Consider the following 13,829-nt stretch of genomic DNA (forward strand, 5'->3'; position numbering starts at 1 on the left):
CTTTGAAGATTTCAGCCGGACTCCGCAGCCCGGACAGCGGTGCGGCTCGGTGCCGCCGATGGCTCGTCAGTAGCTGTTGAGCGCCGAAGTCTTTCCACCGAGATCGTCGACCTGGATCTTGGTCATGTCGGCCTCGATCTGGTCTTCGAGGTTGCGCTTGTCGGTCTTGTTCATGTGGATGCCCTCGAGGAAGTCGTCGAGCATCTTCCCGATCCCGGCCATGTGGCCGTTGATCTCCGTCTGCTTCGTGTTGAACGACATGGCGCCCTGGCCCGTCCAGTGCTTCTCGATCATGTCGATCGTGCCCTGGAGCTTCGCGAGCGACTGCCGGATGTTGTCGTAGCGATCGATGACTTCCGTCTGAAGCTTCTGTACGTCGCTTTCATTGAGCTTGCGGTCGACCATGTCGGCACTCCCTTTCGTGAGAGCTGTGGTTCGTTTCCGCGCGTCCCCGAGTGGTGCCGCGCTGATCGCCGTACTCAGGTGTGTCTGAGTCGTACGTGAGTCGTGCGTGAGTCGTCATGCTCCTCGCCGCGAACGGATCACCGCGAAGGCGCCGCCCCCGATCACCAGAACAGCTCCTGCGGCTCCGAGGGCCACCCACATCGTGGTGTTGTCGGAGGATTCCGAGCTTGATCCTGCCGCCGAAGTCTGGCCGCCTGAAGTGTCCTTGGGCGCTTGTGACGAGGTTGATGCGGAAGCGGACGGCTTGGCGCCCGTGGCGTCCGTGACACCCGCCGCGTTCTCCTTGGCGAGCGGGTCGGTGCCGGCCGAACCGGGGTTGATGGCGCTGTTCTCCAACACCTTGCGGGGGCGGATCAGCCCGTAGCCGAGGTACGTGCTCGGGTCGTCCTTCGCCCAGTCGCGTCCGGCGGTGTCGATGAGACTGGCGAGGACCTGGTTGGCGGTCCAGTCGGGGTGGGCGGACCAGATGAGGGCGGCGGAGGCGGAGGCTATGGCGGTGGCTTGGCTGGTGCCCTGGCCGGTGCAGTACGAACGGAATGTGTTGTCGCACCAGGTGGGGACGTCCAGACCAGGGGAGGCCAGGTCGACGTAGTTGCCGTGCTCGGAGAACTTTCCGACCGTTCCGGACTTGTCTGAAGCGGCGATGCCGACTACGTAGGGGTAGGCGGCGGGGTATCCGATGAAGTTCTTCTCTTGGGCGTCGTTGCCGGTACCGGCGATCATCAGCTTGCCCTTGGAGTGGGCGTACTTGACGGCTGCTTTCACATCGGGCTCGTCGATGTTGCCACCATAAGACATGTTAATGATCTTGACATCACTGTCAGCGATGGCCCTGATCACCGCCGCCTCATCAGGAGCCTTTTCCAAATCGGACTTATTCTGACCTTTGAGCGCGATTCGGTAAGGGACGATCTTCGCACCCGGGGCCAGGCCCTTGAGGCCACCTTCGGCCCCGGTGCCTGCGATGAGTTCCGCCATGCTTGTCCCATGGCCCAAATAGTCGTCAGTCGCCTTATAGGCAACGGCCTTCGGAACCTCGTTGACGAGCACTTGGCCCTTAAGTGACGGAGTGTCGGGGTTAACTCCCGTATCCACAACGGCCACCTTGACGCCTTGGCCGGTACTCACCTTCCACATCTCGTCGGCCTTCATTGCCGACAGATACCACTGCTGGGACTGGACGTCTGCTGCTGCCGCACTCGGAGCCAAACCTGCCGACAGGGCCGCCAAGGCACCGAGTGTCGACCAAACAGCGGAAACCCGTCTTCCATTCCGTCCCGTGAAAGTCGCGCTCCACCCGCCGCATCGGCTGATCCCTGCCACCATGCCTCGCTTGTCCTCGCTCTTGTCCGGTCAGTCGGTCGACGACGTCCCGTCGCGCCGCTCGTCACGGCGCGCACGCGTCTCGCCGGAGCTCTGATTGCCTGGGGGAACACGCCTCACGCCGGTGTCGCTGGGCCTGTGTCCGCCGTTCCTGGCTCCGGAAGCCCGCCCTGTCGGCGTTCCGACCACACCATCAGGACTGCCGACAGTACGGCGAGCCGTCTGTCCCCCGCCGGTCGTCGAACCCGGCGCCCCGATCACTCCACGCTGGCCCGGCCTTTCGCCCGTACCGCGCGAGGTGGGTGCATTCTGACCGCCGATGACGGTGCCACGCGGCACCGTGGAACCGCTGGCGCCAGGGGTGGCTCCGGTGACAGGCCTCCCGCCGACGACGCCGTCGGTGGTACGCCCGACGCCGGCCCGGCCGGCGACGGTAGGCCTGGGGTTCGTGGCTCCCATTCCGGTGACAGGACCACGCGGGATGCCGCCCGTCTGCCCGCCTGTTGGTCCAGTAGCCCTTGGCACTCCGCCGATCACGCCTCGCCCCATGGGGCCAGTTGTGCGACTGACTGCCTGCCCTGGCGTGGCAGCACGTCCCACTGGTCCCATGGGCCCGGTTCCCGTACGTCCTGCCGGGGTTCCAGGCGGCATACCACCAGCTCGCCCCTGTGCCGAGGCGGGAGTCCTGGTCGCGGGCACGCCGCCGAAGCCTGAGGTGCGTCCGACCTGCCCGCGCGAAACAGGAGGTGCCGCAACGGGGGCAAAGGGAGGAGCCCCCACGGGAGTGACGTTGGGACCTGTCGTCGACGGCGACGTGACGGGCGCCGGCTTCATGGTCTCCTGCGGCGGCAAGGTACCAACGCTGTCGATCTCAGTGCCGACGTGCCGTTCCGGAGACAAGACACGCTCGTCCGCGGTTTTGTGGGACGACGGCAAGTCCTCCGCACGCGATCGCGCTACTCCGGAGTCCACAGAGTCGTGGCGGGTGGATCCTGATTCGACCCCAGTGGAAAGCGACCCGTTCCCCGGTCCCTCGAACGGAGGTTTCCAGCCCGGCGGCGGCGCAGGCACCCCCACATCCGGCATCTTAGGAAACACCGGCTCCTCAGCCGTCTGCATCATCCCGCTCGACACCGTGTAGAACGACGCCAGCCGGTACATCTGGTTGATGGCTTCCTGCCGGTGGCCCTCCGCCTTCACCGCAGCGGTGTACTCGTCGTTGCTGTCGACCCGCTTGGCCTCGGGGATGTCGTCGACCGCCTTGGGGTCGGAGCGGGTGTCACGCGGCGGCATGGACTTGCGTACGGAGGCGAGGCCGGCGCTCGCCGCCATGACCTGGGTGCCCACCGTGTCGGCGTAAGTGGCGAGATCGTAGGCGGTGTTGACCAGGTCCATGCCCCAGGTGTGGAACGCGGTGTGGGCCTCGCCCTCCCAGTCGACGTCGTTGATGTTGACGCTGAGCTCCGCGGCGGCCTCGTTGATGGCGTCCCGGGCGTCGACGAGGGCCGTGCCGGCGGCCTCCACGAGCTCCGGGCTCGCGGACTCGACGATGTCGATCATCTCGTTGAGGTCGTAGCCCTCGAAGCTGGTCTTGCCGAAGTGGAAACCCCGGTTCGGACCCCAGGGGTTGATCACCTTGGTCATATTCATGACCGCGTCGAGGGTGCCGTTCTGCTGGGCGGCTTCCTGGTGTTCCGCCTCGTGGACGTTCGGCTGCTTGTTCTTGTCGCCGCTCATCAGTACCCCGCGTCAGTGTGGTCGGCCTTGTTGTCACGCTTGATCTGCTCGTTGAGCATCTCGTCGCGTTCCTGGTTGACCTCACTCCGGATCTCGTGGAACCGGTATCGAAGGTCCATTTCGAGGTTGTCGAAGTTGACGTCCACGCCGTGGACGGCGATCTGCATCGCCTCCAACTGGAGACCGAGCGACTTGGACAGCGCCGTGATGCGCTCGTGAACGCGCTCGTACTCCAGGTGGAGTGCCTTCGCTTCCGGGAAGTTGCCCATGCCGAAGGCCGCCTGCGACAGGCCGTGAGTCGCGACCTTCGACGAGCCGCCCGCTGAGTCCTCGAAGGCCTTGAGCAGGTCGTCCACGCGCTTCTTGAACGTCGAAAGCGCCATCAGGCCCCGCCGCACGTCGGCGGCGGCGCCCCCACCCATGTCTGCAGGAAGCACGAAGCTTTCCCTCCCCGTTGTCCGCTGCCTGTCCTGAGCAGCCCACGCCCCTCAAGTGTTCATGACCGCAACATGACCACTCTAATGACTTCCACTGACAGTCCCAACTGCCATATGCAACAGTCGTGCTACCGCTGATCGAAGCTTCACCGATTCTTCACGGCACGGCACGCCATGGCCTTCACCTACGGCAGGCCCACCGGCACCGTCACGGCGGGTCTCCCTGCGTGCCGGGCCCGTACTCGGCCCGCGGAGCACCGAGCCGGCCCGCGACGAGCGTGAGCCAGCCGCTGGGTGAGTACGGCGCCAGCACATCGACCTCCATGCCCAGCTCGGCGACGGCCAGTGCGTAGTCCGACTCCTCCAGCTCGAGCGCGAGCAGCTCGCGCAGTTCGCCCGCGAGGCGCGCCACGAGGTGCGGATCGGTGGTCGTGCGGTAGTCGTCGACGGCGGCGTCGTGGTCGTCGAACTCGTCCGGCATGTCCTGGGAGAACCAGCCTCCGAGGAACTGACCCAGTTCCGGGAAGCGGGCGTTCCACTCCCAGTGGGTGGCGGGGGCGGCCGGGGGCGGGACCAGGCTCTCCTCCACGCTGCGCTTGATGTGGTCGGCGAGCAGCGTCAGCCAGTCCAGGATCTCCGCGTCGGGCAGGCCGACGTCCGGCAGGGCGTAGAACTCCCCGAGCCGGACCCTCAGCCGCCCCGGGGGGTTGCGGGCGTACTCCCGTAGCTGGGTCTCGGCGATGGCGAGCGCCCAGGGGCGGGTGTGCCAGGTGTGCCGCAGGTAGGCGGTGAGAGCCGCGCTCGGCTTCTCCTCGGTGTCGTCGGCCGGCTGGCCGGCGTACGCGCGGAGGACCTGGTCCAACTCGCCGTAACGGCGGTCGTGTTCAAGGGGTGTCAGCGCCACGGTGGGTCCACTGCCTTCACAGGTAGACGGGGAAACTGGCGTGCACGGCGAACCCGTGCGCGGCGGACGGCTCGCGGCGCAACACGACCCGGACGGCCCGCACCTCGACGGCGCCGCGGCCCGCCAGCGCCATCGCCTGGAGCAGCACCCGCCCGACGGGCTCCTCTCGGGACGGCCACACTGCCTCGATCGTCAGCCGTTGCCGGGTGGACCGCGCCAGCCAGCTGTGGATGACCTGTTCGTTGCGGGTAACCACGTGCTGGGTCGCCCACTGCGCGGTCGCGCGGTCGGGGTAGGTGGCGGTGCGGGTACGCAAGGGGCTTCTCCATGGTGGGCAGTACGGAGGATCGGGGCAGTACTGCGGATCGCATCACATCAGCGGAATGACCAAACCATCCCGACCTCCGTCTCCGACACGAGTACCAAGCCGAAGTCGAAGGTGCGCACGGAAAAGGGGTACCAGCGAGAAACCCGCTGGTAGTAGTCACGGGTATCGCTACCGCGCCCGGTGTTCGCATAAAAGTGCGAGCCCTCAGGGAAGCGCGACAGGATGACGCGTGCGTTAGCTTCAAGGGCCTCCCTACGTTCCTCGAAATCCGGTTCCTTTGTGACATCGATCCAGGGCGTGGAAAGGGCCACGAGGAACCGTACGGCTTGAGAACGCGGGATCTCATACAGATAGGGCTTCCAGGCGTCCGGCGTCGCGACTGCTTCCGGAGGCATGGCGAAGGGGTAGAACGGTTCGTCGAGCCTTTCGAGTTCGCCCTCCCATCTGTCCACCGTGCGCCAGCCGCGGGCGTCGCGGGTGTCACCGCGCATCAGGGTGGACACGTCGAGCACCCAGTTCTCGTGCTCCCTGCTCGTCACCTTGGCAATGGTCGCCCGACGCTCGTACATGTCGATCGCATTGGACCACGACCGCTCGTCGAGTTCGGCCATCGCTGTCTCCTCACTCAATCATTGGGGCATGGACGTCAGGACCACGAACGGCGGGTCCAGGTTCGGTTCGTATTTGAGTACGGTCAGAACACCATGAGCGTCCTGTGGTGGCGTCGGCTGATCGTTCACCACCGGCGCCGTACGCCCTGTCACTGCAGGAATCCCCAGAGGCCCCGAGGGCACCGCATCCACGGAGAAGTCCTGCCTTTCACCCGGCACCGGAGGCGGTGGGCCTTGAAGCCACTTGTCGATTTCCGCCGTATTGGTCCGGACATTGTACTGAGTGTAATACTGCGCCGATTCCAGGTCCGTGAAGGAGGAAGCCGCGGGAATATCGACCTTGCCCGCCCCAGTCGCCTCGTCCCGCAACCGCTGCGTCAGCTGGTCATCCGTCAGCCCGACATGCTTGTCGATGCTGTGCCCTCCGTACAGTTCCTCCTCGGTCGCCAGATCGAGGCTGTACTTGTAGGGAATCTGGCTCTCCGGCCGCTGCCAGCTGTGCTCCTTCTTGAAGTCGTTCAGGGAGCGCGCCCCGTACGCCGCCGCGCGTGCCGCCTCCGCGCGGAAGGTCGGCACGCTGAGCAGCGCCTCGTCGAGTTCGCGCTCCAGCCCCTTCAGCTTGGTGGCGGCGGCGCTGAAGGCCTGGTGATAGGCCTCGACCGCCTTGTCGGCAGCCGCCTTGTCCATGTGTGAGCGGAACTTCAACACGATCTCGCCGAAGAGCATGGTCGCACCGAGCCGGGTCAACTCGAACAGGTCGAGGCCCGTGGTCAGGTCCTTGACCGTCGCCTTCGTGGCCTCCGCGGCGAGCCGGGTGGTGGTGTCCGCGGTCTCCTTGCGCACATCAGCGAGATGGTCGAGGGTCTGCTGCACGGGCGGTCGCTGTTTCGCGGAGGATCTCGATGATGGGCCGCCGCTTCGCGGGCACGACGTTGCGGTCCGTCTTCCAAGTTCGACCGATGGAGATCCGGTTCATCTGGTTGTCGTAGGTCCTGCCCCACTCGGTGGTGCCCCAGATGGTCTGGCAGAACGCTTTCATCGCGCCCTGCCACTCGTCGTTGCCCTTGCTGTTGGTGATGAACTTGATGGCCTTGTTGAAGTTGTCCGATGCGACCTTCGCGGCCTTTTCGACGGCTCTCCAGGCGGTGGCCATGGCCTTGAGCTCGTCGTCCCTGGCTCCCGGGGTGATCTCGTGCATCTTGCCGAGCCGCAGGCCGTGCTCGATCGTCGGCCGGATGACGTCGGCGAGGAAGTCGGGGACCTCGCCGAGGACTCCGGAGATGGCCCAGGAGTCCGCGTCCTCGCCGGTGCCGGTCCACTTGATGTCGTTGACCGGGCCGTACCTGGGCTGGTTCTCGATGACGGCGGGCGGCTGTTTCTCCACGGGCGGCGGGCCGTACATCCGGCGGGCCTGCCAGTCGGCCTGGACCTACTTGTTACTCGTGTCCGTCAGGGCCGACAGCGACACCGCCCACGCTGACCACGCTCTTCGCCCAGAGCTCCAGGAACTTCTCGTTCACCGACTTGTACGCCGCGGAGAACTCGTCCGCGCCCCAGCCGGTTCCCGCCGACTGGCTGTACTCGTTCAGCACGTCGACGAGTGCCTTGGCGCCCTTGTCGTAGTCGAACTGCCCGTCACGCACGACAAGCGCGGTGTAATACACGTGCTGCGGCTCCACATCGAATCCACCGCCGTCGGTCTTGGGCGAAGAAGGCCGGGTGGCCGCGCGTTCCTGTGCGCGTTCCTCGTCCGAGGGCAGCTTGTCGGCCATCAGGCACCGCCCCAGCCGCGCAGCACCGCTTGGTGCGCGGCCGCGTAGCCGCTGTGGCCGCTGGTCACCACCTCGTGCAGCCACTTCTGGGCCGCCTGCAGGTCCTGGGCGGAGCGGTCCCACTCGTCGAGTTTGTCGACGAAGACGTCGCGGGTCTCGCCCTCCCAGGACAGGACGACGGGCACGACGCGGTCGTAGAGGCCGTCCAGCTTGCTGTTGAGCTTCTTGAGGATGTCCTCGAGGTCGCCGGCCAGCTCCTGGAGGGCGGCGAAGGAAACGGAGATGTACTCGTCGGGTTCGGGTGCGGCGCCGGTCGACATGATCCCCCTGTGTTCGTCTCGGCAACGGCGGTTCGGTGAAGGGCTACAGGTCGTCGAGGCTGCTGCGCGGTGCCGGCACCGGTGTCTCGGTGTTCGGCGTCGACAGCCGGTCCACCTCGCTCTCGACGTCCACCTGGATCTGCCGCATCCGGGCGAGCACATCGAGGTCGTCCTGGGAGAAGCCGTCGCGGCTCAGCCGTACGGCCTCCTCCAGCAGCTTCATCACTTCACGGATGCGTACGGCGTCCTCGGTGGCCGCGCGGTGGAAGTCCCGGTACACGGAGGCCGCCGGGCCCTGCCAGCCCGCCTCGATGCTGTCGACGATCGCGTCCATGCGCCGGACCTGTTTGTCCAGGTGATCCTGCATGTCGTCCAGGTCGTTGGCGAGTTTGGTGAGGTCCTGTGCGGACACCCTCAGATCAGTGCCGCTTTTCTGCCCTGGGCCCACTCCGGGCACGCCCATGCTGTGCCTCCGTCCCCCGTCACATCGGCATCACAAGTCTTTTTGCTGCTGTGATGATCCTATAGTCGGTGACGGCCGTACGTTTCAACTCGGGCCTTGTCACTGCGAGATGGCGGCTCCCTTCTTCTACTCCGCCCCCGAAACCCTCCGCGCCCGCCTCCGCGCGTCCCGGATCGCCACCGCCGTGCCGCCGAGGCCGGCGACGAGGACCGCCGCGGCCACGGCCACGTACGTGGCGAGGCGGGCGTTGCGTTCGTCGGGGGTCTCGCCGGTCTGGAACTTGGCGGCGGTGGGTGCCTCCGCCCTGCCGAGGCCGCCCTGGGGAGACGGGGACTCGATGGGGTGGTCGTCCTCGGTGAGGGCGCGGACCGGGTCGACGACGCCCCAGCCGACCAGGCGGTCGTGGCCGTCGATGGTGCGTTCCGCGGTCTGTTCGATCTGGGCGACGATCTGGCGGGCGGTCCAGTCCGGGTGCTTGGCCTTGATCAGCGCCGCGACGCCCGCGACGTACGGCGCCGAGAAGCTCGTGCCGTTGTCGGAGCAGTGGCCGCCCTGGGGGACCGTGGAGATCATGTCGACGCCGGGGGCCGCGACGCCGACGAAGTCGCCGGACTGGGAGAAGGAGGCGCGTTCGTTGTTGCGGTCGGAGGCGGCGACCGCGAGGACGCCGTCGTAGGAGGCGGGGTACGTCTCCTTGACGTTGCCGCCGAGGCCGTCGTTGCCGGCCGACGCCACGACGACGATCTTCTGGGCCAGCGCCTCGTCGATCGCCCGTTCCAGGTCGGAGGAGGGCTTCATCGCGTTCGAGGTGTCCTGGGAGATGTTGATGACCCCGGCCTTGGCCTGGATGGCGTAGCGGATCGCGGCGGCCAGGGTGTCGGTGGTGCCGTGACCCTCCGCGTCGTTCTGCTGGATCGGGATGATCGTCGCCTCGGGGGCCAGGCCCACGAAGCCGGTGCCGGCGGCAGGGCGGGCCGCGATGATGCCGGCGACCTTGGTGCCGTGGCCGACGGTGTCCGTCGTGCCGTTCTCCTTGCCCCGCTCGATCGGGTCGCCGTCCTCGTCCTTGAGGTTCTTCGGCAGGAGGTTGCGGCCGGCCTTCACATCGACCGCGTCGGTGAGCTGCGGATTCTTCACGTCCACGCCCGTGTCGATGACCGCCACCCGCACGCCCTTGCCCTGGGACTGGCTCCACAGTTCGTCCAGCAGGACGCGCTGCAGGGACCAAGGGCGGCCCGGGTAGAGGCCGTTGGGGAACTGGCACTGGTCCGAGTAGGGCAGCTTGTCCGCGGCGGCCGCGGGGGGCACGAGGACCGTGGTCGCCGTCAGCAGGGTCGCGGCCGCCACCAGCGTCGTACGAAGCACTGTCGCCCTCCTCCTCACGAGCCCTGCGGCTGGCGGGCCGCCGCCGTCGACAGACGTGGGCCGGTGGGCAGGAACTCCGACCAGGCGGCGGGGATCGGCGCCGGGTCCACGTCCTTGTAGCCCAGCAGTGTCTGGGCCTGCTGGGCCTCCCGCTGCTGCTGCTCGCGCTGCTGGGCGGTGGTGCCGATGCCCGCGTCGTCCGTGGCGCTGTCGCCGTTGGACTGCAGGACGTAGCGCAGGCCCGTGTCGGTGACCAGGAACACCGGGCCGGTCTTCGTGGCCTCACCCTGGAACTGGCGGTAGAGCTGGCCGGAGCCCGGCGTGACATAGGCGCTGGAGGAACCGGCGGGCAGCTTCTCCGGGAAGTCCGTGCCCGCCCAGGTGCTCAGGGTGGTGGCGCCCGAGTCGGCGTCCACTCCACGCAGGACGTTGCAGATCGTGCTGCGGCTCCCCGCGGCCGCCGACGCCTCGTTGACGGGGGCCGGGTCCCCGGTCGGCCAACGGTGCTCGGTGCCGAACGCCTTGCCCGGCACGATCGCGCCGGGGCTGACCTCACGGGCCTGACCGGCCTGGCCGAGCGGGGCCAGTTCCTCGCTGAACAGCAGGAGTTGGGCGACGAAGGCGGAGACGGGGGCGACCCGTCCGGGCAGCACCACGTAGTACTGGTCCGCGTTGTTGTCCAACGCCTTGAGCACCATGCCGACCTTGTTGGTCGCCTCGTCCAGCTGGCCCGGGGCGCCGGCCGCGTCGCCCGGCTGCGCGGTGATGTCCGGGAAGGTGATCGGGTCGCCCTGGTGCAGGGTCGCCAGCCATTCCGGGGACACCCGCTGGGGCTGCCGGCCCGAGCCGACCACGGCACGCAGCAGCAGCTCGTCGCTCTTGTCGATGGGGTACGCCGTGCCGCCCGCGTCCACGACGTAGCGCTTGCCGTCCGGGTCCGCCACGTAGAGCAGCTGGCCGCCGCTGAGGCGGCCCTTGCCGTCGGTCGCCTTCATGTCGCGGGAGGAGAGGACCAGCGCGGCCTTCTGGACGGAGTCGCCGCCGCCCGCGCTCGGGCGCTCGCAGACCACCCAGCGCTTGGCGGTGCCGGCTTCGTCCGCCGAGGGGAGACGGTCGGGTGCGTACGGGATGCCGATGGTGACGCCGTGCGGGATCTTGCCGTTGTCGAGGACGGACTCGGCGACGGTCACGACGTCGCCCTTCCCGGCCTCGAGGAGCAGCTTCGCGGACGCCATGTTGAGGACGGGATGGAGCTGGACCTCGCCGTCGGTCTTCAGGACGACGTAGCGCGTGGTCGACTTGCTGGCGATGATCACCTTGGCGTTGGGTTCGTCCCAGCCCTTCGGCGCGGTGGGTTTGAACATGCCCCAGGCCCCGAAGACCGCCATGACGATCACGCCGACGATGATGCCGGGCAGGATCGCGCGCAGCGGTCGCGGCGCTCCCTCCTCCGAACCGTCGGGCGACGACTGCAGGAAGGCCGCGAGCATACGGCGCTTCGCGAAGGTGTAGGCATTGAGCTGATCGCGCCGGGATGCCATCTGTCTCTGTCTCTCCCCGTTTTCCGTCCTGGCCGCACCCGCGGGGCCACGGTCCCCCGCCCTCGATGTCAGAGCGGCCCCCTACTATGCCTGGTATCCGCGGGGGCTTGGGGAGCGGGTAGGGTTCCTGGGCCGTCAAGTGCCCTGTGCGGTGCTGAAATGCGGGCGAGTCGTGAGCAGAACGGGGGGATGGAGTGATGGCTTCGGGAACACGCGAACGCTCCGGTGGCCGATCGCGGACGCGGGGCTCCTCGGCGCCCCGGCCGGAAGCGTCGCAGCAGCCTGCGGCGTCGGGCGCGCTCCATCCGAAGGCGCGTTCGGGGCAGGGCGGGGCATTCCGGCTGCAACGCCTCGTCCTGTGGGAGATCGCGGCGGCCGTCCTGCTCATCGGCTGGGTGATCGACCCGGTGGCCCTGGCGGTGGCGGGCGTCGTCGCCGTCGTGCTGGTGGTGCTCTCCGTCGCCCGCCGTCGCGGCCGCTCCCTTCCGGAATGGCTGGCCACGGCGCGGGCGTTGAAGGCCCGGCGCCGGCTGGCCGAGAAGCTGGAGATACCGTCCGGCACCGAACCGGGCTTCCAACCGGCCCTGGAGTGCGATCCGAGCCTGCGGACGTACACGTACGGCGGCCGTGACCGGCGGCCCGTCGGCATCGTCGGGGACGGCACGTTCGTCACCGCCGTTCTGCAGGTGGAGGCGGACGCGACCGCGCTGCGGGCCGAGCGCAACCGGCAGCCCCTGCCGCTCGCCCTGGTGCATGACGCGCTCGACGTGGACGGCATCCGTCTGGAGTCCGCACAGGTCGTGCTGCACACCCAGCCCGCGCCCGCGCTGCATCTGCCCCCGCAGTCCGTGGCCGTGTCCAACTACGCGCCCCTGCAGGAGCAGACCGGCGCACCGGCCGTGCGCATCACATGGATCGCGCTGAAGCTGGATCCGGAGCTGTGTCCGGAGGCCGTGGCGGTGCGCGGCGGCGGTCTGGTCGGAGCGCAGAAGTGTGTGGTGCGGGCGGCCGACCATCTCGCGAGCCGCCTGACCGGGGCCGGGTATCGGGCGACCGTCCTCGACGAGGAGCAGCTGACGGCCGCCATCGCCACGTCGGTCTGCGCCAACCCGCTGGTGACGGCGGAGGCCGGACGCACCGGGGCGGTGGACCGGCGGACCGAGGAGACCGGCCGGAGCTGGCGCTGCGACAACCGCCGGCACACGACGTACTGGCTGCGCCGCTGGCCCTCGTTGGGCAGCCGCAACGCCCCCTCGCTGCCGCAGTTCATCGCCCTGGTCACGGCGGTCCCGGCGCTCGCCACGACCTTCAGTGTCACCCTCGCCCGCGGTGACCGGCAGGAGGTGTCGCTCTCCGCGCACATCCGGGTGACGGGGCGCAGTGACGACGAACTCGTGGCGGCCCGGCGCGCGGTGCAGGGCGCGGCCCGGCACACCGGTGCGGGACTCGCCCGCCTCGACCGGGAACAGGTGCCCGGCATCCTGGCCACTCTGCCCCTCGGAGGTGTTCGGTGACGGCGATGACGACACGGGCGGCCTCCGCTCCCGGCGAGCCGGAGCCCTCCACGGGCCGGCGGGGCGGCCGGTCGCTGCGCAGCGGCTTCGGTCTGCTCGGTCCGCGGCACGCCCGCCACTCGGTGTCCCTGGACCAGTTGTCCGGGCTCGCGCTGCCCATCGGGGACGACGGTGTCGTCATCGGTGTCGACGCCGAGGGACGGCCCGCCGTACTGGGCCTCAACCGGCCCACGCCGTACGACGTCGTCCTCATCGGCGGTCTGTGGACCGCGCAGGTTCTCGCACTGAGAGCGGCGGCGACCGGCGCGCGCGTGGCCGTGGAGACAGGGCGGCCGCAGGCGTGGGTGCAGATGGTCCACGCCATGGGCGGCGGGCAGAACGGCCTGGCGGTGTACGACGTCGGCCGGGTGCCCCCGCAGGGCGCCTCGGCGGGTACGCCCGTGCTGGTGGTGCGGGACTGCGGTATGCGCCCGCCGCGCGGACGGGTCGCCTCCGGGCCCTGGCAGGCTGTGCTGACGCTGCTGCCGTATCTCAGCCCGGTCGCTCCGCGGCTGCTCCGGCAGGCCCGGCTGGTCGGCGTGCAGCGGATCTCGCCGGACGAGGCCGCGGAGTTGGGCCGTGCGCTGACGCTGCCCCGGGGGGACGTGGAGGCCCTGCCCACGCTGGCCGACGGTTTCACGCTGTGGTGCGCCGACCGTGACCGGCAGTATGTGATGACGCAGCCGACGGATGCGGAGATCGGGCTGCTGGGTACGCCTAGGCGGATGGACTGAGGGAGCTTTTCCCTGTCTTTGTACGGCACTTGGGACGTTATGGCCGGTTTGCCGAGTGGAGTGGCCGGCGTGATGGACTGGTGCCGAGGGGTGGGCGGGCCTGCCCGGCTGGGGCGCCTGACGATTAGGCTGGTGCGGGGCGCGATGCCGGAAACCGTGGGGTGGGTGTCGATGTCTCCGGCCAGGGCCGGCACGTCGGACGACCTCGGACGGCCTCAAAACCACTTCGTACGACGAGAAATGGTCGCCCCGGCACGGCATGAGGGTGCTCGACCA

General features: G+C 68.6%; 16 protein-coding genes. 2 read left to right on the top strand and 14 right to left on the bottom strand.

What is annotated here, in order from left to right:
• Positions 1-66: 66 nt before the first annotated feature.
• The 14 genes from IE263_RS16525 to eccB all read right to left on the bottom strand — a co-directional run bounded on the left by IE263_RS16525 (position 67) and on the right by eccB (position 11,266).
• Positions 67-405, bottom strand: a complete 339-nt coding sequence (locus IE263_RS16525) for a WXG100 family type VII secretion target (RefSeq protein ID WP_189937072.1) — start codon at positions 403-405, stop codon at positions 67-69.
• Positions 406-519: 114 nt separating this feature from the next.
• On the bottom strand, positions 520-1,695 hold the full coding sequence (locus tag IE263_RS16530) for a S8 family serine peptidase (RefSeq protein WP_373311993.1): 1,176 nt from the start codon (positions 1,693-1,695) through the stop codon (positions 520-522).
• 123 nt (positions 1,696-1,818) lie between these two features.
• A complete protein-coding gene (locus IE263_RS16535; protein ID WP_189937076.1) occupies positions 1,819-3,525 on the bottom strand; it encodes a hypothetical protein in 1,707 nt (568 codons plus the stop codon).
• Positions 3,525-3,962 (bottom strand): DUF2563 family protein, encoded by a 438-nt coding sequence (locus tag IE263_RS16540; protein WP_229911013.1) that lies wholly within the window; start codon positions 3,960-3,962, stop codon positions 3,525-3,527. Before IE263_RS16540 ends, IE263_RS16535 begins: the two co-directional genes overlap by 1 nt.
• A gap of 208 nt (positions 3,963-4,170) precedes the next feature.
• A complete protein-coding gene (locus IE263_RS16545) occupies positions 4,171-4,866 on the bottom strand; it encodes a contact-dependent growth inhibition system immunity protein (protein ID WP_189937079.1) in 696 nt (231 codons plus the stop codon).
• Positions 4,867-4,882: 16 nt separating this feature from the next.
• Entirely contained in the window at positions 4,883-5,182 is a 300-nt protein-coding gene (locus tag IE263_RS16550) for an RNase A-like domain-containing protein (RefSeq protein WP_189937080.1), read from the bottom strand.
• 59 nt (positions 5,183-5,241) lie between these two features.
• On the bottom strand, positions 5,242-5,805 hold the full coding sequence (locus tag IE263_RS16555; RefSeq protein ID WP_189937082.1) for a hypothetical protein: 564 nt from the start codon (positions 5,803-5,805) through the stop codon (positions 5,242-5,244).
• Positions 5,806-5,823: 18 nt separating this feature from the next.
• Positions 5,824-6,678 (bottom strand): RNase A-like domain-containing protein, encoded by an 855-nt coding sequence (locus tag IE263_RS16560; RefSeq protein ID WP_189937084.1) that lies wholly within the window; start codon positions 6,676-6,678, stop codon positions 5,824-5,826.
• Positions 6,650-7,189 (bottom strand): hypothetical protein, encoded by a 540-nt coding sequence (locus tag IE263_RS16565; RefSeq protein ID WP_189937087.1) that lies wholly within the window; start codon positions 7,187-7,189, stop codon positions 6,650-6,652. Before IE263_RS16565 ends, IE263_RS16560 begins: the two co-directional genes overlap by 29 nt.
• 52 nt (positions 7,190-7,241) lie before the next feature.
• Complete coding sequence (locus tag IE263_RS16570; protein WP_189937089.1) at positions 7,242-7,577, bottom strand: hypothetical protein; 336 nt, start codon at positions 7,575-7,577, stop codon at positions 7,242-7,244.
• Positions 7,577-7,897 (bottom strand): WXG100 family type VII secretion target, encoded by a 321-nt coding sequence (locus tag IE263_RS16575; protein WP_189937091.1) that lies wholly within the window; start codon positions 7,895-7,897, stop codon positions 7,577-7,579. Before IE263_RS16575 ends, IE263_RS16570 begins: the two co-directional genes overlap by 1 nt.
• Positions 7,898-7,940: 43 nt before the next feature.
• A complete protein-coding gene (locus tag IE263_RS16580; protein WP_189937093.1) occupies positions 7,941-8,360 on the bottom strand; it encodes a WXG100 family type VII secretion target in 420 nt (139 codons plus the stop codon).
• A gap of 126 nt (positions 8,361-8,486) precedes the next feature.
• Positions 8,487-9,725: a type VII secretion-associated serine protease mycosin gene (gene mycP, locus IE263_RS16585; RefSeq protein ID WP_229911014.1), complete on the bottom strand. Its 1,239-nt coding sequence runs from the start codon at positions 9,723-9,725 to the stop codon at positions 8,487-8,489.
• Between the two features lie 14 nt (positions 9,726-9,739).
• Positions 9,740-11,266: a type VII secretion protein EccB gene (eccB, locus tag IE263_RS16590; RefSeq protein ID WP_189937095.1), complete on the bottom strand. Its 1,527-nt coding sequence runs from the start codon at positions 11,264-11,266 to the stop codon at positions 9,740-9,742.
• A gap of 197 nt (positions 11,267-11,463) precedes the next feature.
• Here eccB and eccE point away from each other — a divergent pair, with 197 nt between their 5' ends.
• Together eccE and IE263_RS16600 are read left to right on the top strand one after the other, a co-directional pair.
• Positions 11,464-12,780, top strand: coding sequence for a type VII secretion protein EccE (gene eccE, locus IE263_RS16595; RefSeq protein WP_189937097.1), 1,317 nt, complete (start codon positions 11,464-11,466; stop codon positions 12,778-12,780).
• A 5-nt stretch (positions 12,781-12,785) separates the two neighbouring features.
• Positions 12,786-13,553 carry a hypothetical protein gene (locus tag IE263_RS16600; RefSeq protein WP_373311994.1) on the top strand — a complete coding sequence of 256 codons (768 nt, stop codon included), beginning with the start codon at positions 12,786-12,788 and terminating at the stop codon, positions 13,551-13,553.
• Positions 13,554-13,829 lie beyond the last annotated feature (276 nt).

Source organism: Streptomyces aurantiogriseus (assembly GCF_014649375.1).
GTDB lineage: Bacteria > Actinomycetota > Actinomycetes > Streptomycetales > Streptomycetaceae > Streptomyces > Streptomyces aurantiogriseus.

Bases quoted from the DNA above. Each gene is read 5' to 3' on its own strand.
- eccB (WP_189937095.1), bottom strand. From the start codon at position 11,266: ATGGCATCCCGGCGCGATCAGCTCAATGCCTACACCTTCGCGAAGCGC.
- IE263_RS16600 (WP_373311994.1), top strand. From the start codon at position 12,786: ATGACGACACGGGCGGCCTCCGCTCCCGGCGAGCCGGAGCCCTCCACG.
- eccE (WP_189937097.1), top strand. From the start codon at position 11,464: ATGGCTTCGGGAACACGCGAACGCTCCGGTGGCCGATCGCGGACGCGG.
- IE263_RS16555 (WP_189937082.1), bottom strand. From the start codon at position 5,805: ATGGCCGAACTCGACGAGCGGTCGTGGTCCAATGCGATCGACATGTAC.
- IE263_RS16570 (WP_189937089.1), bottom strand. From the start codon at position 7,577: ATGGCCGACAAGCTGCCCTCGGACGAGGAACGCGCACAGGAACGCGCG.
- IE263_RS16525 (WP_189937072.1), bottom strand. From the start codon at position 405: ATGGTCGACCGCAAGCTCAATGAAAGCGACGTACAGAAGCTTCAGACG.
- IE263_RS16575 (WP_189937091.1), bottom strand. From the start codon at position 7,897: ATGTCGACCGGCGCCGCACCCGAACCCGACGAGTACATCTCCGTTTCC.
- IE263_RS16580 (WP_189937093.1), bottom strand. From the start codon at position 8,360: ATGGGCGTGCCCGGAGTGGGCCCAGGGCAGAAAAGCGGCACTGATCTG.
- IE263_RS16535 (WP_189937076.1), bottom strand. From the start codon at position 3,525: ATGAGCGGCGACAAGAACAAGCAGCCGAACGTCCACGAGGCGGAACAC.